The following is a 16,536-nucleotide window of genomic DNA, read 5'->3' as shown; positions in this document are numbered from 1 at the left end:
ACCTGAATCGAAGATAAAATAGTGCGAATTTGTCAATCTGTCGACAAACTTATTTCTTTATTTTATAAAAAATGTGATCTAGATATCATAAAAATAAACTACGAAAAATCGCTGTTTAATAAACATTCTAAATGAACAAAAAGTGTCAATGATTGGTTTTGATTGAACCTTAATGCTCTCGGTATCAATAACTAGTCTTAAACCATCAAACAGTTGCATTCCTATTTTTAATGGGCGTATTCTACAAACAGATAACACAAACTAATTATAAATAGGGATGCATTATGATTTATCCTTTCACAAAACAAGACTCAACCGTTGACCACTACTTTTCTCATGCTATTGCTGATCCATATCGTTGGCTTGAAGATGACAGAAGTGAAGAAACAGAAGCGTGGGTGAATAAACAAAATGACGTCACTTTCGATTACCTTTCCCACATTGATTTTCGTGACGATATCCGAGATTTAATCGCAAAAGGTCAGGATTACCAAAAAACGTCACAACCATTTAAACGTGGCGATTACACCTATTTTTATCAAAATGATGGCTTACAAAATCAGAGTGTTCTATATCGCTCAAAAGAAGGGAAAAATATTGAGGTCTTTCTTGACCCAAATACGTTCAGTGAAGAGGGAACCACTTCTTTAGGAACGGTTAGTTTTTCAAAAGATGCTTCATTAGTAGCGTATTCGATTTCAGAAGCGGGCAGTGATTGGCGCAAAATCTTCGTATTAAATACCGAAACCAAAGAACAAATTGAAGCGCCGATTGTAGACGCTAAATTTACCGATATCTCATGGTTAGGTTCAAAAGGCTTTTACTACTCAAGTTATGATAAGCCAGAAGGCAGTGAATTATCAGCAAGAACAGAGCAGCATAAACTCTATTTTCATGAGATAGGCAAACCACAAGCCGACGATGTTTTGGTGTTTGGTGGAAGTGAAGAAGAAAAACACCGTTACGTAAGTGGCTATACAACGGAAGATGATGCGTATTTGATTATCTCTGCTGCTACATCAACATCGGGTAATAAACTGTTTATCGAACCATTAAACAGAGATGGGTCATATCGATTAACGGTGCTTGATCATACAGATTCTGATACCTATGTGATTGAGAATGAAAATACGCACTTGTTAATGTTCACCAACCTCAATGCACCCAACGGTAAAGTGGTTTCTTATGATGTTGTCACTGGTGAGTGGACGGATATTATTCCTGAACAACCACAGCCTTTAGATATAAGTGTTGGTGGCGGTACTTTGTTTGCAACTTATATGGTTGATGTATTGAGCCAAGTGAAGCAGTACGATTTTTCTGGCAATCTATTACGAGAAATTGAACTTCCGGGTGAAGGTCAAGCGACGGGATTTTCTGGTAAGAGAGAACAAACCGAGCTCTTCTTTACTTTTACTAATTACGTTACACCACCAACGATTTATCAATTTGATGTAAAAACCGGCGAGACAGAACTGTATTTAGCGTCTGCTTCCCCTTTTGATTCTGAGAAGTTTGAATCGAAACAAGTGTTTTATACATCAAAAGACGGTACTCAAATCCCAATGCTTATCTCTTATCGTAAAGGCATTGAGCTTGATGGTAGTAACCCAACGATTCTATATGGATACGGTGGTTTTAATGTCAGCTTAACGCCGAGTTTTAGTGGCGTAATGGCCAGTTGGTTAGAGCTTGGCGGTGTGTACGCGATTCCTAATATTCGTGGTGGTGGCGAATATGGAAAAGAGTGGCATAAGGCAGGAACACAGCAACAGAAACAAAATGTATTTGATGACTTTATTGCTGCCGCAGAGTTCTTAATAGCAGAAAAATATACCGACTCATCACATTTGGCAATTCGTGGCGGTTCAAATGGTGGATTGTTAGTTGGTGCGTGCATGATTCAGCGGCCAGAGTTATTTAAAGTTGCTCTGCCAGCGGTTGGTGTTCTGGATATGCTTCGTTACCACACCTTTACTTCTGGTGAAGGTTGGGCGTATGACTACGGTACTTCAGAGCAAAGTGAAGAGATGTTTAACTACCTATTAAACTACTCACCAGTGCATAACGTAAAAGAGGGCGTAGAGTACCCTGCGACATTGGTGACAACCGCTGATCATGATGATCGTGTTGTTCCTGCTCACTCTTATAAGTTTATTGCTGAGTTGCAAGCCAAACAATTGGGAGAGAACCCTGTGTTGATCCGCATCGATGTTAATGCTGGTCATGGTGCCGGAATGCCGATATCCAAATCCATGGATTTAATGGCTGATGTTTACGCATTTACCCTAAGTAATATGAAGGTGAATCCGTTTGAGTGATTTGAGTTTAATACATTAATAGTTAAGAACACGACAAATTGAAATCACAATAAAAAAGCAGAATGAGGATTAAAATTCATTCTGCTTTTTTTAAACAATCTGTACTAATAAAAATTAGGTCGATAAAAAATAAGTTAATAGGTTGGGATTTCTTGTTTGATTTAAATTCTAATAAATACAAGTGGATAGGTTTATTTTATTTGTTGTTAATGCCGTATTTATGTTTTTAAAAATGCCGTAAATATTTTAAATAGTATTAATGTTCGAGTATACTAAGTTCAAGCAATATTTAGGAGGGTGAATCATGACAGCAGTTGATCGTATTTATCAAAAGATAAAGCGCTCTCGTCGCTATGTGTTTGAACGTAAAGATTTTGATAATGATGCGAGTTATGACCAAGTCGGGCGCGTTTTGAAAAAACTCGTAGATAAAGGCGTGCTGATGAAAATCGGATATGGCCTATATATCAAATCAACAATTAACAGCCTAACTAATAAACCAATGCCAACGCATCCCGGTGGTACTGATGCAATTATGCGAGAGATACTCAGATTGCGGGGTGTAGACTTTGAAATGGATGCGATGTCATTGAAGAGCATCAATGGAGAGTCTACTCAAATACCAGCGTCAATCAAATATAAGTGGGATCCTAAGTTTTTCAATCGGAACCTCAAGGTTGGTAATAGAGTATTGAGTAATCGACAATGAGCATACCTAAACTTAAAAGACAGTTTTTAGAAGTTTCTGATGTGCTCGAATTAGGTAATCCGTCGATTATAGAAAAGGATTATTGGGTGGTTTCATTACTCGCCATGTTGGAAAATGTGGAAAGTAAGCATCACCAACTTGTGTTTTCAGGTGGAACGGCTTTAGCTAAGTCCAATATTAAAATATTGAGAATGTCTGAAGACGTTGATATAAAATTGATCCCAACTCAAGAATTTCTCGATAAGAGCAATGGGGTGAAGAGGAAAATCCGTAAGGCATTAGTTGAATACCTCATAGCTCAGTTGGTTGAGCATCCTTACCTAAATTACAGTGATAAATCGGTAAATGATAATTACCGTTATGTTGAAATCGAAATAGAATATCCGCAGCAATATCATCAAGCACCGTGTCTACGACCTTATATCAAATTGGAATTTATTGAGACTATTGAACTTCAAAATGTCGAATTTCGTTCAATTTCCTCACTAGTCGCACAAAGCTATAAGCTACCTGTAGAAGTAAACTCAATCTCTTGTATTTCTATTGATTCGACGCTAGTTGAAAAAGTACTTTCTATGCTGCGTCGTACCATGTCGGTCAAACGTGATTCAAAACGTAAAGATGATGAAACACTAGTTCGCCATATCTACGATGTTCATTGTATTACCACAGAGCATGAGATAGATATGGATGTACTAAAACCTATATTTGACATTGTTTTAGAAGAAGATAAAAGACGATATGGAACTCAACATCAAGAATTTGTTGATAACCCAAGAAATGAGTTAAAGCTGGGGTTATTCGAACTAGAAACTAACGTGGAGTTTCGCAACCGTTTTGATGCTTTTGTTGCTCCAATGGTATACAGCTCAGAGCCATGTGATTTTGACACTTGCTTTAATTCGTTTAAAGATATTTCAGAGCAACTCATTGCCTAGCTCAAAGTAATAAAAAGCAGAATGAGGATTAAAATTCATTCTGCTTTTTTGTTAGTTAACTTAGCTAAAAATGCTTATGGTTGCTCAATCAATTCAGCGTTTTCTGGTTGTGAGCTTGTCATCATCTTATTTAGTTTTGGTGCAGTAATCGCCATTACAATAGCGACCGCTAAAGTAACAAAGCCAATGTTTTGGAATAGCTCTGTATAAACAGGCAGCGTATCCAGAGGGTCTGTTAAATGCTCTGGCGTTGCACTGAATGTTGCTACATAACCACCAATGATGAAAGAAGCGGCTTGAGTTAAAAACCATGCGCCCATCGTAAAGCCCATTAGACGTTGCGGAACTAAACTTGCCACCATCGCAAGGCCAAGACCACTGATCATTAACTCGCCTAAACTTTGGAATAGGTACACCAATACCATCCACCAAACTGAAACCATACCGGCTTGGTCAGCAAACCAGTTACCTGCTGCTGCAACAGATAAGAAACCAAAGGCACACATGAACATACCAACAGTGAATTTACCTGGCATAGATAAATCTTTGTTTTGGTTTCCATAGTAAGTGTATAGATAAGCCAATATAGGGCTACAGAAAATCACCCAGAACGGATTTAACGCTTGTAGACTAACAGGGTTAATGTCCATACCAAACAACTCAGAGTGGACGTTATTAATGGCAAAAAAGTTAAGAGATGTTGGCATCTGAGCATATAACACATAGAAAATGATCGCTTGTAGCATAAGAATGAAAGCCACAATCATTTTGTTGCGTTGTTCACCTGTTTCTTTAAACGTTTCTTTTAAGAAGAAGCCAACCACACCAACACCGATTAAACCGAGTGCTAAGTTCGCCATCATGATGTTTTGCAATAGCCATGCACACACTAGAGTAGATGCAACAGTACCAATTAAAACGATAAGCGCTTTGGTTTTGTTGAGAGGCAGAGCGTCAGGTTCAGAGCCAATCCCTTGCACTGTACTGCGCAATGAAAAGTAGCTAAATAAACTAGCGATAAGACCTAAACCACAGATGACAAATGCGTATTCATAACCATAATTATTGGCAATAACAGGGCTTATAGAAAGGGAAACTAAAGAGCCAATATTAATGGACATATAATAAAGGGTGAATGCACCATCTAAGCGTGAATCGCCTTTCTCATAACACTTAGCTAATAGGCTGGATGGATTTGCTTTAAATAAACCATTACCAACTGCGATAGCACCAAGGGCTATATAGATAAAGTTAGGATTTAAAATGGAGAACCCCATTAAAAAATAGCCTAAAGCAAGAACAACGGCACCGAACACCATGGTGCGTTTTGTTCCTAAAACATAGTCTCCGACGTAGCCACCAACAGAGACAAGCCCATACACTAAGGCAGCGAATGCACCAAAGGTAACGAAGGAGTCTTGCATGCTAAAGCCAAGCTTATCTACGAAGTAGACGGCGAGGATCCCTTGAAGGCCGTAGTAACCAAATCGTTCCCATAATTCAATGAAAAATATCATCTTAAATGGCTTTGGTTGGTTTAATATACTTACTTTATTATCCATATTAGTTATTTCACCTAGCTGTTTGTTGTTATGTGCGCATTAAAAACTAATTATGAAAATTAAAACGTGATATTTGTTTGTTTTGTAATCTAGTCTCCGTGATCAAGCTCGCATTAGATTAAATGCTCTAATAATTAATCATTAGGAAAACCGAATTGAGAAACGTAATTAGGTGTCTGCTAGGTTGCATAAGTTATTGATAGGTTGAAATTAAATATCATTAATGTAACTGGGTGGGGTTTCAGAACAATAAAATCCATTAGATTTGCTTATCTAAAGTCATTATTTTTTGATGCGTATAAAGCTTGATAGGTTGCTTTGGATGGGGTGAGTGTTTTATATATCCTATAATTGACTGATTAATGAAATAACAATGAAGCCATAAATGATGAATATTAAGCCAACTAAAACTAAAGATGATTATAAAGCAGCGATGGCTCGTATTAGCGAACTTACTAACAGCGATCCTGATGCACTGCCTGATAATGATTTTGATGAATTAAAAGTTTTAACCGCTTTAGTGGAAGCATACGAAAATGGACATTATAAAAATGAAGCAAAAGATCCAGTGATAGGTCATTAAACTCAGAATGAAGCTATTTGGCTAAGTGATAGTGATTTAACACTAATACTAGGACAACGTAGTCGAGGGTTTGAAATTTTGAAAGAGACGACTTTCTCTCAGCATGATTGAAAACTTAAATAGTAAGTTAAACATATCACTTGAGAGTCTTATTTAGAGAATATCAACTGACTAAATAATAGGTAGTAATAATAACTGTTGGATATGCTTATTTGTTGAAATTTGAGCAGAATATAAATTTGTTCACATTATATTAGCGTGAATTATCAGTGAGTTAACTATTGGTTAAAATCAAACGTACAAGATATATCAATATTTTATTTATTAATCGTTTCATAAAATATCCATGGTTTAAAATTGTTATCAATATCATGATATTTCATATTTAAACTGAGTATTATTAAAGTCATTTTCAGTTTCAAATTGCTGTGAATATTTGAAATTAATAAGGAATTATAAATGACTACAACACTAAGAGAAGATGCTTTAAAGTTCGGTAAAATTAAAGAAGTCGATGGCGCCGTGATTATACTCCACGCAGATTTTTTAGAGCGTGAGTTTCAAGGTGTAAAACACTGCGCTGAGGTCGGTGCCTATGTCAATTGTGGTGGTGCACACGGCAATACAATCTGTACTATAAGCAAGGTTCAGATAACCGAAATTGAGAAAACCAAAAGATCGGAAGCTGGGCTTGAAATTGTTAGGGAAGAAAGAAAAGTTGTAACCCTTTCAATATTAGGTTGTGCGGTAGGAGGGAAATTTAATAGAGGGACAAAACGACTCCCTACAATAAATTGTGAGACCTATTTTCTTAGTAGTAACCAAGTGAATCAATTAATAGGGATAGATTTAAACGAAGATAAAGAACATTTTTGTGTTACGGATGAAAAAGATGATGACCAAACTTACTTAAACTTAGACAAATTAATGGGGCGACATACGGCCATATTAGGCACAACTGGTAGTGGTAAAAGCTGTACTGTAGCATCAATAGTACAATCTATAATGTCTAGTTACGAGTGCCCACGTATACTATTTTTTGACATTCACAATGAATACCCATCAGCATTTGGATATAATACAGAATCACCTAGTGATAGTTTTAAACAAAGAACAAACGCAATTCCTTGGAGTGACTTTACCCTTCCTTATTGGTTCTTAGATTTAGAAGAATTTTTTGGTGTATATAATCTCGACTTAGGCTCCAATCAGAAAGCTATTTTGAAAAGATTAATTACTCAATTAAAATTAGCCGAGTCAGAAAAGTTAAACATTAGTGACATTATCATTTCAGCAGACACTCCTATTTTCTTTAATATTGATACTCTACTAAGTGAATTGATTGAAGAAAAAGAATCACAAAGTACTGCTACAAAAAAATCGCCATATGAAAGTTTAGTTCTTAAATTGCAAGCTATACGACAAGATACTAGGTATGCATTCCTTCATAAAGAAATAAGTTCAGAAACTTCAATCGTTGAATATTTTGAATTTATATTAGGCTTAGCAGATAATCAGAATTATCTAAATATACTAGATTTAAGTGGCTTACCAGCAGAAGTAAGGGCCGTATGTGTGGGTGTTATATCAAGGTTATGTTTTGACTTTAAATATTGGGATTTAGATCCGGAAAGTATTCCTCTTAACTTAGTTTTAGAAGAAGCTCACACCTACATCCCAGAAGATAGTGATTCGAAGTTTAATATTTCAAAAGAACGGGTGGAACGAATTGCAAAAGAAGGTAGAAAATACGGCATTGGTTTAACTGTTGTAACTCAGCGTCCATCAAATGTTTCAACAACAGTCCTATCACAATGCGGAACGTATATTGCCCTTAGACTTACCAATGATCTCGACCAAAATAAGATAAAACGACTGTTACCAGACACCTTAGCTGGCCAAGTTGACTTCTTACCTAGCCTTCGTGACGGTGAAGCATTTGTTTCTGGTGACTCGATCAATTTGCCGAGAAAAGTTCAATTTAGAGTACCTAACCCTATGCCTCGCAGTAACGACGTTAAGTATCATAAATCTTGGAAGCTAGGAAAGCCTGATAACTATTCATTGAAATCGTTAGTCGATTCTTGGCACAAGCAGGATAAGTCAAAATGAAAATTGATTCTATAAAGCTCAAGGGGTGGCGTTCATACGACTTAGATGGGGTATCTATAGAAGGCTTAAAATCAATAAATCTAATCATTGGGCCAAATAACTCTGGGAAGTCTAATTTAGCTAAATATTTTAATTATCTAAAAAGTATAGCCAATGGAAAATTATCAGTTGGAAAGGCTATTTCAGTTGCTACTCAACTTGATGAAAGCCAAACATGGGGGTGGGGAAAAGAAAAAATAAACTGCGAAATCTCACTTTCAAGTGATAATGTCTTGGACAACGACGATAAGGTTTCTTACAAGGTCAATGAAAATCAAATCACTCTAGATTGCTGTCATGATGTGAGTTCAAATACTTCAGTATTAAACATGAAAGTTAATGATAAGAAGATCTTCAATAACGACAGTTTAATTTGCTCTAATTTTGAATCAGAAATTTGGGTTGATCCAACGGATGATGTTGCTGGATTTAACGACAACAATTATTACTGGAATAGCTTCTTAAATTCATTGGTATTTGTCGATCCTATTAGACACCACTCGCGTAATTCAAATAATAAACAAAGTTATTATTTTGATGGTGCCAAAATTATTGAGGAGCTCGATAAATTAAGACTTGATAGGGCAACACCATCAAATTGGGCTGGATATAAAAAACAAGTTAAGCAATGGCTAACTGATATTTTATCAGAGGAAGTAACCAATATTGACGTTGTTGAGAAAGATTTAAGCTTAGAGTTTGAGTCAGGATTATCTTTCTCTTTAGATCAGTTAGGTACTGGTGTGTCTCAAATAGTAATGCTGCTATCACACTTGTGGATTAATAAAGATATCAACCTAAATGTTTTTCTGGAAGAACCTGAAGCTAATTTGCATCCCGAAGCTGTTGTCAAACTGGTAAGTATCTTTGAAAAAGAACTTACTAACCATAGGTTTTTTATTACTACTCACTCTCCATCTCTTATTGATTGTTTGAATGAAAATTGGGCAGTATATCGAACTTTAAAATCATCAAACGGATCAAGTTCTATTACCCCAAATGATAATGTAATAAAACATTATGAAACATTGGATTCATTGGGAGTTAAAGCCTCTCAAATCCTTCAAGCCAATACCGTTCTCTGGGTTGAAGGACCTAGCGATAGGATTTACTTGAAAAAATGGATTGATATATTTTCAGATGGAGAATTAAAAGAGGGTAAAGACTACTCTTTCTTATACTTCGGAGGAACAAACCTAGCATCTTTCACTGCACTAGATGACATCGATGAGAATTTGATCAATATTTTAAGTACCAGTAGAAAAGCTTATTTGATAACTGATTCTGATTGTTCTTCACAACAAAAGAGAGATAGTGATGCTTTTAAAGCTTATTTAACTTCTATGTTAGAGAGACTTAAAGTAGCAAATAGAGATAATTGTGGTTTAGATTCATCTTTAGAAGATTATGTTAAAGTTTGGGTTTCGGAAGGTCGTGAAATTGAAAACTACATTTGTAAGGACCTGTTGTATGAAGTTTTAACTCAGAAAGGTTTCAAACGAGAGGCTATTGGTCAAGAGGAGAATCGTAAGAAACTAGAAATGAGAGTAACTCAACCATCCAACTTTAATTTTGGAAAATTCGATTCTTTTGATAAAGCTATTTCCAGCTGTTATCAATATCAAGATGGAAGTCAGTTAGATGAGCCGGCGATTAAAAATATTGCATCGAGCTATGCTAGTAAAAAAGTCCAAATCGCCAAAGAAATAGTGGATAAACTGAATAAAAGTCATTGTTCGGTTCTCGATTTAGAAAATAAAATGGAAGATTTGGTTGAGTTTATTCGGAAATAACTTTGGTTGTAACAGCTGTCTAACAAGATATTAAGGCTTCAATTTGTTTTTACTAATCTGATAGAGCGGGGATTCCTTAAATCACTTATATTCAAAGATAAGCTAGCTACTAAATACCTCACACAAAAAAGGTCGCTCAATTGCGACCTTTTCCTACAATACCCTCAACGCTCTTTCTTTAACCCCTTCAGTATACCCATTTATCTTCCAATGCTCTGGACTCCAGCCTTTGACAAAGCGGTGGAAATCAGCCCACGCTATGCAATACAGAGGTCGCCATTCTGCTTCTATCTCAAGAGCTGTTTCTAATTGGTGTTCCCCTAATGCGTGTTTGATTTGCTCAAAGTAGTGATCGAGTAGTTCGCTCTCAAGCTTTGCGCATTGTTCAGGGGGAATACAACTGCTGATAAATAAAATCACATCCTTCATGCCACAGCCTTTTCCTATGTATTGGAAATCAACCGCAGCGACGTGTTTTCCATCTTCAGAAAAACAGAAGTTCGCTAACTTCGCATCACCATGTACAAGCGTTTGATAGCGGGTATTTTTAAGTGTTTGATCAATTTTAAGCGCAGCGTCTTTTAATGGTATGTCCGTTAAGGCTTCAAGCTCATCAGGGCGCGTGTCTAAATGCCAATAAGTACCTGTTTCCCATAATCCAATTGGTTGTGTGTTTAAGTGCTCGATATGAAAATACGCAAGCCAAGTTAAACAGGCTTTGGCTTCGTTTAATGATACGTCGGTTTTTACCAGAGGAAAGCCAGCAGTCGCCAGATCTTCAAGTACTAACACGAGTTCATTATCATGTTGCTCTACGTATAAACAGCAGGGTACAGGGTTATACAGTGACACTGAATTGGCATAATCTTGATACCAATTGAGTTCCACTTGGTATGAATCAAGCTTACGTTGATGCGAGCGATCCGTATTCCAACCTCTAGGATGCACTTTAGGCTTGGGTAAGGTGATTTGTTTGATGATAACCGAGGAAGTAGGGGCATTGCATAAATGCAAACGCACCAACTCCCCATAACCGCCCCACAAGGTTTGTAGCGTATCAGTCTGAGTAATTGATGCGTTTTCGAAACCCGAAATACGTGATAAATCAAACATGTCGAGTTCCTTTATTTATCCAGTTTAATCTAGATTATTTATGGTTTGAGAAGTTGTCGCCTTTTGCCATGCGATCGTACATGATCACGTTTACCGCAGCCGCAAGGTTCATACAACCATTGGTAGGTACGTAAATCGTTTCACGACAGAAATCGGTGATCTCTTTTTTCAACGTACCATCTTCAGGGCCAAAAATGTAAAACGCACGTGGTGGGTGCTTGTAATCTGGCAGTGGTTTTGCGCCTTCAATCAAATCAACGGCCACAGGCACGCAATCTAGAGGAACGATGTCTCTTAGATCTTCAACACCGATTAACGGTAGGTTTAAATGCTGACTTTTTGTATCCGTACAAAACTGCTTAGCAATGTCATAACGCTTCCCTGTGTAGAATACAGAGTTTACGCCATAGCAACCCGCAGCGCGCATTACAGAGCCTACGTTTTCAGGTGTTTTTGGGTTTACTAAACCAATACAAGAATAGCCTTTAGTCATTTTTACCGTCTTTCTCTTACAAAATTTGCGCGAAGTATACCTAAATTGATGTCATTCATATAGACTCATTAGAGAATTTCCTAAGAGAATGATTATGAAAACAGTAGCAATTTTGGTTGATGTGCAAAACATCTATTACACCACGCGTGATGTTTACCAACGTCATTTCGATTACAACACATTATGGGCAAAAGTAACCGAAGGAAGAACCGTGGTGGGAGCGAACGCTTATGCTATTGCCCGTAGCGACGATAAACAAAAGCAGTTTCATAATATTCTTCGTGGTATTGGTTTTGATGTTAAGTTAAAACCCTTTATTCAGCGTCGTGATGGCTCGGCAAAGGGCGATTGGGATGTAGGGATCACCCTTGATGCCATTGAACTGGCTGAGCAGGCGGATATTGTGGTTTTATTGTCTGGTGATGGGGATTTTGATTTACTCATTAAGCGAATTCAGTCACGTTTTAATAAAGAAGTTGAAGTGTATGGCGTAGCAGATTTAACTGCTAATTCACTCATTGATGCGGCAGATCGCTTTATTCCAATTGAAGATAATCTATTGTTATAAAACAGATTATTTATTGTAGGTCGTTGTGTTAAGTAATCTGTAATTGAGATAATTATCATTCTACGCCTTTCGACTCCTACTTTATTTTATAGAATGGGGAGGAGGGCAACGAAAAACGGCCTTTTTATAATTGGCTCACATCATAAAAAAGGATAATAATGAAATGAGTCAAGCAACACAGCAGCATTCCGATCCGGTTCCTATCGTGAGTAACGTGATACTTCACGCTTTTGACTGGAGCTATCAACGAATTACTGAACAAGCTGAATTAATTGCTCAATTGGGTTATCGCTCAGTGCTTGTTTCTCCTGCCATGAAATCTCTAAATTTACCATCTGGAACTAAGTGGTGGCAGCGTTATCAACCTCAAGATTACCGTTTGATTGATAACCCTCTTGGCGATACGTTTGACTTTAAACGCATGGTTGAACGCTTAACCGAGCTGAATATTTGGGTTTATGTGGATGTGGTGTTTAATCACATGGCTAACGAATCGGATATTCGAGCTGATTTAGAATACCCAAATCAATGGGACAGAGAAGACTACGCTAAAGATCCTGAAAAGTACGAGGCATTAACTTTATTTGGTGATTTATCTGAGCCTCTGTTTACTGAGAACGATTTTGTTGAAGCGTTTGGTATTGAAAATTGGAATGACAAATGGGAAGTGCAAAACGGACGTATTTCAGGTGGTCCACACGATCCCGGTTTACCGACATTAGCCGATAATGAACATGTTATTGCACAGCAACGTGCGTATTTAAAAGCGTTAAAAGCCGTTGGTGTGAAAGGCTTTCGGATTGATGCCGCAAAGCACATGAGTCTTGAGCATCTTGAGAAAGTGTGGGATGAAGAGATCACGCATGATATTCATATCTTTGGTGAGATCATTACCGATGGCGGTGCAACAAAAGAAGAGTACGAAACCTTTTTAAGCCCATATTTACAAGAAACCAAATTAGGTGCTTATGATTTCCCTCTGTTTAATACGTTGTATCAAGCGCTAGAGGGAGAAGGGTCATTAACAAGCCTGATAGACCCGTATATTTACGGTATGGCGCTTTCTCCATTACGTGCAATTACCTTTGCTACCACTCATGACATTCCTAATAACCAGGTGTTTCAAGACCTTGTGATGTCTGAAGAACACGAATGGCTAGCTTATGCGTATCTGTTTGGACGTGATGGTGGCATTCCGCTTATTTACTCAGAGTATGAGATCAGTGGATTTAAAAATACGGAAGGTAAGCCACGCTGGAAAGAAGAGTGGTGCTCTAAACGCATGACGCAATTGATTGGGTTTTATCATGAGATGTATGGCGAAACTCAAACGCAAGTTGAAGCCAGTGACGAGCACTTGGTGTTTGCACGAGGCGAGCGTGGTTTAGTCGCTATCAATAAATCTGATCATAATATTGAAGTGAATGTCGCGGTTAAGGCGGATATTGTTTGGTTAGAGCATACTTCTCAAACTTATCATGCACCGCAGCAAGGGAATTTGCGTTTCTTTATTCCTGCAAAATCGTATTTGCTGTTTTCTCGTTAATCGTTAGTTTTTAGAGTAAAGCGTAATAAAAAAGGTGGATAATTTATCCACCTTTTTTGTTTGTTATATTGCTTATCTAGATAATTACACTTTAAATTGATGCACGATATCACTTTGCTGATGAGCCAGTTCATTTAATGTTTGGCTTACATTAGCAATGTCGTTCATCGCTTCTTGGTTATTTTCTGCAATGTGGCTGATGTCTTCTAAGCTACGTGCAATCTCAGTTGTTGTTGCACTTTGCTCGTTCGCCGCTTGAGATATGTGATTACTCATGTGGCTGATCTCTTCAATTAAGTTTTGGATCATCACCATCGCATTATTGGCTTCGTTGGTTTGAGTAACGCTTTGCTGCATGTCTTCAACACAGCTTTCAATCACTGTCGTGGTGGTTTTTGAACTTGATTGAAGGTTAGCAATCATCACTTCAATTTCAGAGGTCGATTTGGCTGTACGTTGAGCAAGAATACGAACTTCATCAGCAACAACCGCAAAGCCACGGCCTTGTTCGCCGGCACGAGCGGCTTCGATAGCCGCATTAAGTGCCAGTAGGTTGGTTTGCTCAGCAATGTTATTAATCACATCCAAAATTGAGCCAATCTCGCTACTTACTTTTTGTAGATTTGATACGGCTTGTACTGATTCATCTAAACGAGAAGAAAGCTGTTCAATGGTCTCTAAGTTGTTTTTCATGACTTGTTGACCGTGTTCAGAAGCGGCTTCTACTTCTTGTACTTTTAGTAGTGAACTTTCTGAACTTGATGCAACTTCAACAACCGAGTGTTCCATCTCTGTCATTGCCGCTGCAACGCTTGTGGTTTGTTCACGTTGGTTTAGCAGTTGTTGTTTCGCTTTTTCTGCGGTTGCGTTGTTATTTTGCGCCACTTCAGTCAGTTCGTCAGATGCACCACTTAACTGAATTAAAACTTTCTGTAGGTTGTCAGCAAGGGTATTAATATGACGAGATACACGGCTAAATTCGGTGTTTCGTTTGGTTTCAATACGCTGAGTCATATCTCCAGAGGTTAATGACTCTAGGATCTTAAGCATGTTTTGTAGTGGGGTACGAACTGATGTCGCTATATTAAAACCAATAAAGGTTGCTAGCAGAGAAACAACCACACCCAGTGCAATCCCTTTATAAAGGCTCTGTTGGTAAATGGTGTCTGCTTGTTGCAGTGAGTTTTGTAAATCTTGGTTTGCCAATTGATTAAATGAGGTAAGCAGGGTAATGGCTTTATCAATTTGCTGAGCAAGGTTTGATATGTTGGTGTACAACGCATCATTAGCCGTTAGGTAGGCAAAGTGAGTATTTAGAATCCCTTCTTTTTGTCCTACTTCAGCGCTGAATTGTTTTACTGAATCATCAAATGTGCCTTTTAGCTTTGGCAATTGGTTTGCTAGCCCACGGTAAGCGTAGTTTAGATGCGTAACTGCTTTTTTGTTTTGATTAACAGCTTTATTAACCAATGCGATATCGTTACTTGCTAATGCATCCGAAGTAATAAGCTCTGCGTCTTCTAGTTTCACGAAGTAGCTTTTCGCCATCATTTTAACAGCGATACTTTCTTGGTCATTAATGTATTCTTTCATGCGTACACTTAACTCAGTGTAAAGACGCTGAAAGTTACGGATCGCTTGTTGTTTTTCATCTTCAGCAGTCAGTAGGGCTTGGTAGTTATCCATTGCTACTTTTGCTTCGTTAAAATAAGCGCTTTCTATTTTAGCCAGTTCTGAACGTTGTTGTGCGCCCGTGTTTTTTTGTTGAGCGGTATTAATAAGTTGCTTAAAGGTATTTTTAAATTTGGTTTCTGCAACAGAAAATTGCTCACGAGCTTGCTGCATTTGAATAGGATCGCGAGTAGTAAGGAAATCTTTAAATGACTTATCAGCAGCAAGTAAGGAGACGCTTGTTTCGTTTGATAAGCTCACTAAAGGCATGGATTCTGAAGAGACAGATTGCATCTGTTTGTGGATATTGCTCGTTCCGTTGAGCATTAAGATAACCGTCGTAATAAATAGGATAACAATTAAGGAGAATCCTGCGTACATGCGACGAACTACCGAACTGTTCATGTTGTATCTCTCTTTCATCTAAAAGGGTATTAAGAGTGTGCAATGATGACTTTTTTGCTTGCGAGTCTTAAAATGGTTACAGTGATTATTCATGATATGATTAACACGTCACACAAATTGCGACCTTGCCTATAAAATTAACAATAACTGTTAAAATTTTTACATAATTTCGGGTGACTTCTCTGTTTGGGTTTTAGATGATTGCTTTTACTATTTCTCAAGTGATTGTTTTTGAGCTATTTGTAACGCATACTAAGTGAAAGTAAAAAATAAAATAGAATTCTGGGTATTATTGGAGGCGCTTCATGGCTGAAGAAACAATTTTTAGTAAGATTATTCGCAAAGAAATTCCTGCGGATGTGGTATATCAAGATGATTTAGTTACGGCTTTTCGCGATATTAATCCAAGAGCGCCAAGCCATGTATTAATCATTCCTAATAAATTGATCCCTACTACGAATGACGTAGAGCCAGAAGATGAATTGGTAATGGGGCGTTTATTTACTGTGGCTAGAAAAATTGCACAAGAGGAAGGCATTGCTGAAGATGGTTACCGTTTAATCGTTAACTGTAACCCTCATGGCGGTCAAGAAGTTTACCATATTCACATGCATCTAGTTGGCGGTCGTCCTCTAGGCCCAATGCTACTAAGCTAATAGATATCATATAGAGGCTCCTGTTTT

The 16,536-nt window shown here is 37.6% G+C and carries 13 protein-coding genes; 9 read left to right on the top strand and 4 right to left on the bottom strand.

Translation table 11 applies throughout. The annotated features are described in order from the left end of the window. Positions 1-284 precede the first annotated feature (284 nt). From HC728_RS00180 to HC728_RS00170, 3 genes are all read left to right on the top strand, one after another. Positions 285-2,321: a prolyl oligopeptidase family protein gene (locus HC728_RS00180; RefSeq protein WP_190394975.1), complete on the top strand. Its 2,037-nt coding sequence runs from the start codon at positions 285-287 to the stop codon at positions 2,319-2,321. Between the two features lie 304 nt (positions 2,322-2,625). After that, positions 2,626-3,030 carry a DUF6088 family protein gene (locus tag HC728_RS00175; RefSeq protein ID WP_005418890.1) on the top strand — a complete coding sequence of 135 codons (405 nt, stop codon included), beginning with the start codon at positions 2,626-2,628 and terminating at the stop codon, positions 3,028-3,030. Further along, positions 3,027-3,968, top strand: a complete 942-nt coding sequence (locus HC728_RS00170; protein ID WP_081300407.1) for a nucleotidyl transferase AbiEii/AbiGii toxin family protein — start codon at positions 3,027-3,029, stop codon at positions 3,966-3,968. Before HC728_RS00175 ends, HC728_RS00170 begins: the two co-directional genes overlap by 4 nt. 74 nt (positions 3,969-4,042) lie before the next feature. On the opposite strand, the gene HC728_RS00165 is transcribed toward HC728_RS00170, so the two are convergent. Continuing rightward, positions 4,043-5,530: an oligopeptide:H+ symporter gene (locus HC728_RS00165; RefSeq protein ID WP_190394974.1), complete on the bottom strand. Its 1,488-nt coding sequence runs from the start codon at positions 5,528-5,530 to the stop codon at positions 4,043-4,045. A 385-nt stretch (positions 5,531-5,915) separates the two neighbouring features. Between HC728_RS00165 and HC728_RS00160 the strand changes: the two genes are divergently transcribed. From HC728_RS00160 to HC728_RS00150, 3 genes are all read left to right on the top strand, one after another. Continuing rightward, a complete protein-coding gene (locus HC728_RS00160) occupies positions 5,916-6,113 on the top strand; it encodes a hypothetical protein (RefSeq protein ID WP_238933777.1) in 198 nt (65 codons plus the stop codon). A 459-nt stretch (positions 6,114-6,572) separates the two neighbouring features. Then, positions 6,573-8,225, top strand: a complete 1,653-nt coding sequence (locus HC728_RS00155) for an ATP-binding protein (RefSeq protein ID WP_190394973.1) — start codon at positions 6,573-6,575, stop codon at positions 8,223-8,225. Continuing rightward, positions 8,222-10,057, top strand: coding sequence for an ATP-dependent endonuclease (locus tag HC728_RS00150; RefSeq protein WP_155697384.1), 1,836 nt, complete (start codon positions 8,222-8,224; stop codon positions 10,055-10,057). Before HC728_RS00155 ends, HC728_RS00150 begins: the two co-directional genes overlap by 4 nt. Before the next feature lie 153 nt (positions 10,058-10,210). On the opposite strand, the gene HC728_RS00145 is transcribed toward HC728_RS00150, so the two are convergent. Both HC728_RS00145 and HC728_RS00140 read right to left on the bottom strand, forming a co-directional pair. Continuing rightward, the gene (locus tag HC728_RS00145) at positions 10,211-11,170 is read right to left on the bottom strand and encodes a phosphotransferase (protein ID WP_190394972.1); all 960 of its coding nucleotides are present in this window, start codon (positions 11,168-11,170) and stop codon (positions 10,211-10,213) included. Positions 11,171-11,204: 34 nt separating this feature from the next. Further along, positions 11,205-11,663 (bottom strand): RNA methyltransferase, encoded by a 459-nt coding sequence (locus HC728_RS00140; protein WP_005418920.1) that lies wholly within the window; start codon positions 11,661-11,663, stop codon positions 11,205-11,207. Positions 11,664-11,757: 94 nt separating this feature from the next. Here HC728_RS00140 and HC728_RS00135 point away from each other — a divergent pair, with 94 nt between their 5' ends. Next, positions 11,758-12,231, top strand: a complete 474-nt coding sequence (locus tag HC728_RS00135; RefSeq protein WP_054776111.1) for an NYN domain-containing protein — start codon at positions 11,758-11,760, stop codon at positions 12,229-12,231. 163 nt (positions 12,232-12,394) lie between these two features. Continuing rightward, positions 12,395-13,777 carry an alpha-amylase family protein gene (locus HC728_RS00130; RefSeq protein ID WP_190394971.1) on the top strand — a complete coding sequence of 461 codons (1,383 nt, stop codon included), beginning with the start codon at positions 12,395-12,397 and terminating at the stop codon, positions 13,775-13,777. Between the two features lie 84 nt (positions 13,778-13,861). On the opposite strand, the gene HC728_RS00125 is transcribed toward HC728_RS00130, so the two are convergent. Beyond that, positions 13,862-15,853, bottom strand: coding sequence for a methyl-accepting chemotaxis protein (locus HC728_RS00125; RefSeq protein ID WP_190394970.1), 1,992 nt, complete (start codon positions 15,851-15,853; stop codon positions 13,862-13,864). A gap of 305 nt (positions 15,854-16,158) precedes the next feature. On the opposite strand from HC728_RS00125, the gene hinT reads away from it, so the two are divergent. After that, positions 16,159-16,509, top strand: coding sequence for a purine nucleoside phosphoramidase (gene hinT, locus HC728_RS00120; protein ID WP_005418924.1), 351 nt, complete (start codon positions 16,159-16,161; stop codon positions 16,507-16,509). The last annotated feature ends 27 nt before the right edge of the window (positions 16,510-16,536 follow it).

It is taken from the genome of Aliivibrio sp. S10_S31, assembly GCF_014694495.1.
Taxonomy (GTDB): Bacteria; Pseudomonadota; Gammaproteobacteria; order Enterobacterales; family Vibrionaceae; genus Aliivibrio; species Aliivibrio fischeri.
The sequence above is the reverse complement of the archived record's forward strand: the minus strand, read 5'-3'. Positions and strand labels throughout refer to the sequence as shown.

Excerpts from the sequence above, each read along its gene's own strand:
- HC728_RS00180 (WP_190394975.1), top strand. The coding sequence starts at position 285 with ATGATTTATCCTTTCACAAAACAAGACTCAACCGTTGACCACTACTTT.
- HC728_RS00175 (WP_005418890.1), top strand. The coding sequence starts at position 2,626 with ATGACAGCAGTTGATCGTATTTATCAAAAGATAAAGCGCTCTCGTCGC.
- HC728_RS00170 (WP_081300407.1), top strand. The coding sequence starts at position 3,027 with ATGAGCATACCTAAACTTAAAAGACAGTTTTTAGAAGTTTCTGATGTG.
- HC728_RS00165 (WP_190394974.1), bottom strand. The coding sequence starts at position 5,530 with ATGGATAATAAAGTAAGTATATTAAACCAACCAAAGCCATTTAAGATG.
- HC728_RS00160 (WP_238933777.1), top strand. The coding sequence starts at position 5,916 with ATGATGAATATTAAGCCAACTAAAACTAAAGATGATTATAAAGCAGCG.
- HC728_RS00155 (WP_190394973.1), top strand. The coding sequence starts at position 6,573 with ATGACTACAACACTAAGAGAAGATGCTTTAAAGTTCGGTAAAATTAAA.
- HC728_RS00150 (WP_155697384.1), top strand. The coding sequence starts at position 8,222 with ATGAAAATTGATTCTATAAAGCTCAAGGGGTGGCGTTCATACGACTTA.
- HC728_RS00145 (WP_190394972.1), bottom strand. The coding sequence starts at position 11,170 with ATGTTTGATTTATCACGTATTTCGGGTTTCGAAAACGCATCAATTACT.
- HC728_RS00140 (WP_005418920.1), bottom strand. The coding sequence starts at position 11,663 with ATGACTAAAGGCTATTCTTGTATTGGTTTAGTAAACCCAAAAACACCT.
- HC728_RS00135 (WP_054776111.1), top strand. The coding sequence starts at position 11,758 with ATGAAAACAGTAGCAATTTTGGTTGATGTGCAAAACATCTATTACACC.
- HC728_RS00130 (WP_190394971.1), top strand. The coding sequence starts at position 12,395 with ATGAGTCAAGCAACACAGCAGCATTCCGATCCGGTTCCTATCGTGAGT.
- HC728_RS00125 (WP_190394970.1), bottom strand. The coding sequence starts at position 15,853 with ATGAACAGTTCGGTAGTTCGTCGCATGTACGCAGGATTCTCCTTAATT.
- hinT (WP_005418924.1), top strand. The coding sequence starts at position 16,159 with ATGGCTGAAGAAACAATTTTTAGTAAGATTATTCGCAAAGAAATTCCT.